Source organism: Labrys sp. 22185, from assembly GCF_052045555.1.
Taxonomy (GTDB): domain Bacteria; phylum Pseudomonadota; class Alphaproteobacteria; order Rhizobiales; family Labraceae; genus Labrys; species Labrys neptuniae.
The window spans coordinates 1-4861 of the sequence record NZ_JBQEPH010000093.1 but is presented as its reverse complement, the minus strand read 5'-3'; the positions used below and the strand labels follow the sequence as shown (position 1 = coordinate 4861).

2 protein-coding genes and 3 pseudogenes are annotated in these 4861 nt (G+C 62.5%); 1 reads left to right on the top strand and 4 read right to left on the bottom strand.

All coding sequences use genetic code 11. From position 1 onward, the window contains the following. The first annotated feature begins 76 nt into the window (after positions 1 to 76). Positions 77 to 1408, top strand: a complete 1332-nt coding sequence (locus ACTJKX_RS37815; RefSeq protein ID WP_311934762.1) for a glycosyltransferase family 4 protein — start codon at positions 77 to 79, stop codon at positions 1406 to 1408. A 366-nt stretch (positions 1409 to 1774) separates the two neighbouring features. On the opposite strand, the gene ACTJKX_RS37810 is transcribed toward ACTJKX_RS37815, so the two are convergent. The 4 genes and pseudogenes from ACTJKX_RS37810 to ACTJKX_RS37795 all read right to left on the bottom strand — a co-directional run. Beyond that, positions 1775 to 2428: a plasmid pRiA4b ORF-3 family protein gene (locus tag ACTJKX_RS37810; protein ID WP_440728467.1), complete on the bottom strand. Its 654-nt coding sequence runs from the start codon at positions 2426 to 2428 to the stop codon at positions 1775 to 1777. A 39-nt stretch (positions 2429 to 2467) separates the two neighbouring features. Continuing rightward, positions 2468 to 3169, bottom strand: a pseudogene (istB, locus tag ACTJKX_RS37805) (IS21-like element helper ATPase IstB); the annotation flags it as partial. Positions 3170 to 3478: 309 nt separating this feature from the next. After that, positions 3479 to 4270: pseudogene (gene istA / locus ACTJKX_RS37800) on the bottom strand (IS21 family transposase); the annotation flags it as partial. Positions 4271 to 4396: 126 nt separating this feature from the next. Then, positions 4397 to 4861, bottom strand: a pseudogene (locus ACTJKX_RS37795) (IS5 family transposase); the annotation flags it as partial.

The window sequence follows — 4861 nt, the reverse complement described above, 5'->3', positions numbered from 1 at the left end:
TGGCTGAGCGCAGCGCGCCAGGCTCCCGCCGGCAGAACCAACCCCTTGCGCCGAATCATACGCTGGTGGCCCCGCAATGCAGTTTCTTTTTGACGTATCGCGGCATCTGCGCCGGCTCATCCGCACCACGCCCACCGGCATCGATCGGGTCGATGCCGCCTATATCCGGCTCCTGCCCGACATGGCCGGGGACGTTTCCTTCGTCGCCAAGATGCCGGGCTTCAACGGTTTGCGGCGCGTCGACAAGCTTCTCCCTTCCCCGGAATCTTCGGCCTGGCAGGGATCCGATGTCGAAAAGGATCGCATCTACACCGATCTGACCGATTATCTCGCCACGCCGGTGTGGGCCTCCGAACGCGGCTGCCGGCGCCTGGCCGAAACCAACCGGACCGAACCTTCCGCCGCCCGGGTGGCGCTCACCGGCATGCGGCAGGTCTTCGGCACCCGCGACCTGCCTCTCAATCTGCGCGGATCGGTGTATCTCAATACCTCTCATTCGGGCCTGGAGAACACTCTCAAGATTCAGGAGATGAAGCGGCGCGGGGCACGCATCGTCGCCATGCTGCACGACCTCATTCCGGTCGACTTTCCGGAATTCTGCCGCGAAGGCGAGGCGGCCAAACATCACCGCCGCATGCTCTCCCTGCTGCAGCATGCCGACCTGATCATCGCCAACTCGGCCTATTCACGCGACCGCTTCATGGCCTGGCTGGCGACGGCCATTCCGCGCGGCGAGCGCCGGCCTGCCGCGCCGCGCGTGGTGGTGGTGCCGTTGGCCGTCGAAAACGAATTCCTCACGCGCACCGCCCTGCGCCCGCCTTCTTCTCAGATTCCTTATTTCGTCTGCCTCGGCACCATCGAGGCGCGCAAGAATCACGCCTTGCTGCTGCTGCTTTGGCGCCGTCTTGCCGAGAAGCTCGGCGCGGCCTGTCCGCGCCTGGTGCTGGTAGGACGGCGGGGCTGGAAGGTCGACCAGGTCCTGGACCTGTTGACCCACGCCGCCCCGCTGGCCCGCCATGTCGTGGAAGTGGCCGACCTCAGCGACGCCGCCGTCGCCTGCCTGATCGCCGGCGCACACGGCATGGTTCAGCCATCACTGGTGGAGGGTTTCGGACTGCCGATCCTCGAAGCCAATGCCCTCGGCGTGCCGGTGATCGCCTCCGACATTCCCGCGCATCGCGAGGTGGCCGAACTCGCCGGCCATCATGGCATCAGCCTGGTCGATCCCATCGACCTGCCGCAATGGATGGGTGCGGTGACGGCGCTGGCCTCGGACCGCTTCGAGCTCAGCACCCGTGCCGCCCTCCCCACCTGGCGGGATCACGTGCAGCAAGCCCTCGAAGCCGTGCGAGATCACTTCGAGCATGCGGCCCCGAAAAACAACTTTGCCAGCAGGAGTCCCGCCTGAGGCGAGCTACCGCATGATACTATTGCTCGGATCTCACTGGCGGGCAGGTTTGCCTCGTTTTGTTTGGCGCGCGTGATCTGCTGATCTTCCCCCGAAATCGCTGACACGGGATTCTTAGCTCGCGTTCGGTTCGGCCTGTAAGGGCGTGAGATAGCCGAGTGCCGAGTAGATGTGATTGATTGTAATAGCCCTCGAAATAAACGAACAAGCTGCACCGCGCTTCATCCCGGGTCATCTACAGCCGCCGATGGACAGTTCGATCTTGAGGGTATGGGAAAAGCTCTCCATCGTGGCATTGTCATACAGCAACCCATCTGGCTCGGGGACCGTCGTGCTCCAATGCAGCCGAGCTACTTCCAATTGGCCTCAGCCGCGTACTGGCCGGGCGTGGCGGAAGCGATAACTGCCCTTTGAAGCGCGCAATGCCTTAGCGATTGCCTTGTTGATGTCGTCGAGATCAGCGAGCTCTGGTTGGAATTTGCGCCCAGCCCAGCGGCGTATGGCTTTGTGTTCTTCATGGCTGGGGTCGAGCCAAGCCTCGAGGAAGTCGGCATAGCCTGACGTTCCGCCAACGTCTTCGGGAGGCCCGGAGCGAGCTGCGGTGATGCAGCGCGGATATTTTGCTCCCTCCTGGCGTGGAGCGCGTTCGAGCCGAAGCAGGTGGTGCCAATTATCGCCGAAGTCGTATTCGTAGAGGATGGTGACAGGGTTTTCGTCGGGCCCATAGGGAAAGTGAAGGTCGATCATCCTGACCTCGGTCGCCTCGAAGATCCGGCTGTCGGAAAAGCCGTCCTCATCGAACTCTGGGGCTCCATAGATAAGGCCGCCGATATTGAACTGATGCAGATGGCTGTCAGTCCAGCCGAAGGCGGCCTGGAGCACCTCGTGGAGTTGGGCCAGGTTGAGTGCCATAGGCAATTCGAGGGTGCGGCTGATCTTGGGCTCGATATCGAGAATGTGGACCTCGGCGCGGACGATGAAGCTATCTGGATCGAAGGGGTCGAGCATGCGGCGGATCATGCCGCGCATAATTGTCGCGGGCAATGGATGAGGCGACAATTATCCTTCAGCGAGCGCGGCGGCGGTGCGCTTGCGGTAACTCTCGGCATTGAACTGGAGGATCGCGGCGTGGTGAACCAATCGATCGATGGCCGCAACCGTCATGGCGGGATTTGGGAAAATTGCATTCCACTCCGAAAAAGGCTGATTGCAGGTGATGATCAATGACTTGCGTTCATAGCACTCGGCAATGAGTTCGAAGAGCACGGCGGTCTCGGCCTGGTCCTTGCTGGCATAGCCAAGGTCGTCAAGGATAAGGCAATCGAAGCGATCGAGGCGTGATAGCAGCGCCGGCAAGGCTAGATCGCGGTGAGCGGCCTGGAGCCTTTGGACGAGATCGGTAGTTTCGGAGAACAGGACACGCCGGCCGCCTTCGACCAAGGCATGCCCGATGGCTGCGGCGGCATGGGTCTTGCCGGTGCCACTTGGCCCGAAACAAAGTATGTTGCCGCCCTGTTCGATCCAGGGATCTCCAGCGCCAAGGGAAAGGAGCTGGGCCTTGCGGATGGTTGAAACCGCGGCGAACTCGAAGGTTGCGAAGGTCTTGCCGCGCGGCAGGCCGGCAGCGATGAGATGGCGGGCAATGCGGCGCGAGGAGCGGTCGGTCAGTTCATGCTCGCACAAGGCGGCGAGATAGCGTGCGGCGCCCCGGCCTTCCCGGTCGGCGCGGGGGGCGAATGTATGCCAATGAGCGCGCCGATGATATGGCGATAATCGACCACCTGCAGACGCTCTGTGCCGCGTCGGCGGTGGCGTTTGAGAGTGAGCACTTGGGTGGTTCCCAGATAGCACACGAGCCGGGCATCGTGGACATGGACGCGCAGGCGCGAACCGATCAGGCGTGATGGCACGGTCGCGCACGGAAATGGTCGAGGTTGAGGTAACCGTGACCGTTACGAGGGAAAAGTCGGTGGTCTTGAAGCGCGGCAATAGCTTCATCTGCGCCAACTCCAGCGCTACCTCGGCGCGGCGGCGAGCATTGCGGCGTCCGACATGCTCGTCGATGAAAGCCTGATAGGCCGCGACACTCGAGAAATTGAGCGACCCTCGCAAGGCCAGGGCCTCGCGCAGAATACGACGCAGATGGCCATGGGCCGCTTCGACCGAACCGTTCTCATGGCTGACACCGGCATTGTTGCGCGTCGGCTCGATCCCATAGTGATCGCAAAAGGCCTGGTAGCCCGCACTCGCATCGTCATGGGGCGCCAGATTACGATAGGCGGCGGAAAGGCGGTCGGTACGATTGGTCTGCGGTACCCCGCCAAGTTGCCAAAGGGCTTCCTGCATGCCCTCGGTCAGTGCCGTGAAGCTCTCGCCGCCCTCGATGACCTTGACGTATTGCCAGCCCGAGAACGCCAGCCAGAAATGGAACAGCAAGTGGTCGAAGGGGCGACCATCGATCGTAACGTTGAGTGAAGTTCCTTCGGTGAAATCGCAAAGAGACTGAAATCCTGGCGGATGGTCCTGACGGAAGATGACCTCGCGCTCCGGTCCCTCTGTGGCTCGCCAATGGGCGATACGGCGCTGAAGGGTCCGGCGGTGCCGCTCATCGAGCCGCCCTGGATGCTGCAGGTTGATCTGTTCGATGACTGACGTGGCGCGCAAATACGGCACTTGCCGTAGCATCGGCACGATCAATTCGTCCCACACGTCGGCAAGCGGGTCGCTCCGCGTGCGCCAATGGCGAGGCGCACGTTGTGCCGGCTGCACTCCGCGTGCTTCCACGCGCCGGGCCGTTCGCTCGCTGAAGCCTGCTTTTGCCGATGCGACAGCCTGACTGTCGCCCTGACGCCTTCGTTCCATGTACCGCCTGACCTGGCGGCCCGTGACCCACATTCCCGGCATCAGCCTGTTCCCCTGCGATCGCAGGGGAACAGGCTGAGACACGCGTCACGGACCAGCCATCCTAATCGTCGTCATGCGGCAATCCTAGATGACGTCGTTCATGATGGTTGCGGCCAGAAGCAGGCAAGCTCGATAGAGAGCGCCATGACGTTCGTAACGGATAGTCAGTCGCCGGAATTGATTGATCCAGGCAAAGGTGCGCTCGACGGCCCATCTGTGCTTGCCCAGATGCTTGCTGCTTTCGATGCCACGTCGGGCCATGCGCGGTGTGAGGTTTCGCGCCCGCAGGTCACGTCGACAGCGATCGAAGTCGTATCCCTTATCGGCGTGGAGTTTGGCTGGTCTTTGACGGGGTCGTCCCCGCTGCTGACGAACAGGGTGGATGGCGTCGACGACGCCGGTCAGGGCCTTGCTGTCGTGGCAGTTGGCTCCAGTCAGGGGGATGGCGAGAGGCAAGCCCCCCGATCCACGACGATGTGGCGCTTGGTGCCTGGCTTGCCCCTGTCGGTTGGGTTGGGGCCGACCGCGTCACCCCTTTTTGGCGGGCGC

Excerpts from the sequence above, each read along its gene's own strand:
- ACTJKX_RS37810 (WP_440728467.1), bottom strand. The coding sequence starts at position 2,428 with ATGATCCGCCGCATGCTCGACCCCTTCGATCCAGATAGCTTCATCGTC.
- ACTJKX_RS37815 (WP_311934762.1), top strand. The coding sequence starts at position 77 with ATGCAGTTTCTTTTTGACGTATCGCGGCATCTGCGCCGGCTCATCCGC.